Annotated in this window: 5 protein-coding genes; 2 read left to right on the top strand and 3 right to left on the bottom strand. The window is 51.5% G+C overall.

The window, feature by feature from the left end; translation table 11 throughout:
- The coding region (locus tag KDK18_RS05890) for a hypothetical protein (protein WP_257253895.1) at positions 1–193 on the bottom strand (193 nt) is incomplete at its 3' end.
- Here KDK18_RS05890 and KDK18_RS05885 point away from each other — a divergent pair.
- Together KDK18_RS05885 and KDK18_RS05880 are read left to right on the top strand one after the other, a co-directional pair.
- Entirely contained in the window at positions 176–517 is a 342-nt protein-coding gene (locus KDK18_RS05885) for a hypothetical protein (RefSeq protein WP_257253894.1), read from the top strand. The genes KDK18_RS05890 and KDK18_RS05885 overlap by 18 nt on opposite strands.
- Before the next feature lie 2 nt (positions 518–519).
- Positions 520–1,137 (top strand): 3'-5' exonuclease, encoded by a 618-nt coding sequence (locus KDK18_RS05880; protein WP_257253891.1) that lies wholly within the window; start codon positions 520–522, stop codon positions 1,135–1,137.
- Between the two features lie 58 nt (positions 1,138–1,195).
- Here the strand turns inward: KDK18_RS05880 and KDK18_RS05875 are convergent, their stop codons facing one another.
- Entirely contained in the window at positions 1,196–1,408 is a 213-nt protein-coding gene (locus KDK18_RS05875) for a hypothetical protein (protein WP_257253888.1), read from the bottom strand.
- Positions 1,395–1,610 (bottom strand): hypothetical protein, encoded by a 216-nt coding sequence (locus KDK18_RS05870; protein WP_257253887.1) that lies wholly within the window; start codon positions 1,608–1,610, stop codon positions 1,395–1,397. The genes KDK18_RS05875 and KDK18_RS05870 overlap by 14 nt, the downstream gene beginning before the upstream one ends.
- Positions 1,611–1,757 lie beyond the last annotated feature (147 nt).

The raw sequence follows: 1,757 nt of genomic DNA, 5'->3' as shown, positions 1-1,757 counted from the left end.
AGTCACTGGTCAGGACCGAACGTTCCTGATTCTGTTCCTCGATCTTGTCCAGTGTTTCCAGAGCACGATTCCTATAGCCGCTATCAATATCTTTCCGGGCTGCTTCGGTTCTCAACTCAATAACAGAAGTAATGGATGTATAACGCTGAGAGTCTTTCCGGTAGCTCTGTTCCCCGTGTTCCAGAAACGCCACTGCTGCCAGAGTGGAGACCGTGAACAGGAACAGGAACACCGAGAACAGGAACGGGAACACCGGGAACCGAGAACGGAAACGCAGGAGGAACAGGAACAAGATTCAGAAACGCAAGAGCAAGAGCCAGAAGAAACAGAACTCAGCAAACTGGAGGAAGCCAGGCAGCTGATAAGAGAACAGACTCCCGGAGAAATGATCTCCGTGCGGTTTGTTAAAGACAGCCTGAAGGTTGGGTACCCGAAGGCGAAACACATCATCAAACAAATGGAACAGATGGGACTGATTGCGGCGAGTGGTAAGTCCTTTATTGTGAATGGAGAATAAGAATGAAACATCTAATGGTCGATCTGGAAACCATGGGCAACGGCAGTCAGGCTGCCATTATTGGCATCGGGGCTTGTTTCTTTGACCCGGTAACAGGTCAGATCGGGGAGACCTTCTCTCGAAATGTCACTTTGCAGTCTTCAGTGGATGAAGGCTTAAAGATGGACGTTTCCACCGTTGAGTGGTGGTTGAAGCAGGACGATGATGCACGGGCTATCTTCCAGCGTTCCGGCTATCCATTACCAGAAGTGTTACAGGAATTTCTTGACTTCATCCCGGAGAGACTCAGGCGCTCTGTCCAGCTCTGGGGCAATGGTGCCTCGTTCGATAATGTGATTCTGGAAAATGCCTTTGATGTCTGTGGTCTGAAAGCGCCCTGGGCCTTTTGGAATCATCGGGACGTGAGAACCATCGTTGAGCTGGGCCGGACGATCCTGGGCATTGATCCCAAGCGGGACTTTTTTTTCGATGGGGTTAAGCATGATGCGTTGAGCGATGCTGTTCATCAGGCGAGGTATGTGTCTGCGATCTGGGGGGAGTTGCAGGGCGCGGTGGATCTGGCTCGGACTGTCGAGGGTGGGAAGGCTGAGAAGGAGTTGGCTTTGCATTTTAGGGAGTGATCACTAAAGCGCTCCCAGAAAGAAAACCCCGCTGCTATGGCGGGGTTTGTTGCATTTGCTATCTCTCTTCTTCAAGGAATTGCTCTGCAAGCAGAGGGTAGTGTTGCCTGATTTCCTGCCGCCGCCTGATATCCAATAGAGGCTGTACGTCGTTGGCTCTGTGCCATAAACAGGGCTGACCAGGGGCTGGGCTGATAAGCAGGTACATATCTCTGCCATCGAAACGGCAGCCTGCCACTATTCCACGTCTGGATGCTTTACCGATGGCCATGCTGCTTCTCCCTGAGTTCGTTCTCAAGACGTTCAATCAGACGACGGCTTTGTTGCAGGATGACTTTGCAGTCATGGATGGTCAGATGCCTGGGGAGATCGACAAGGCTCCAGTTTTCCAGCGATTTCATGGCCTCGGCCAGATCAGTGGCCTGTGCTTCGCGGTGTTCAAGGAGCTGGTCTTCTTTAAGATGGCTGTCCATAACTCCTCCCACCCCCGTTAAGACCGAGACGCACGACGATGGCCCCGACTGCTGATTCTCCAGTCATTCCTGTGCTATTATTTTTCATGCAATAGACCTTTAATTGTTCTTGGGTTATTTGCCTCAAAGCCTCTGGTGTTGTAGCAC

It is taken from the genome of Endozoicomonas sp. SESOKO3, assembly GCF_024606255.1.
Note: the sequence above shows the minus strand (reverse complement) of the source record. Positions and strands in the feature narration are given on the sequence as shown.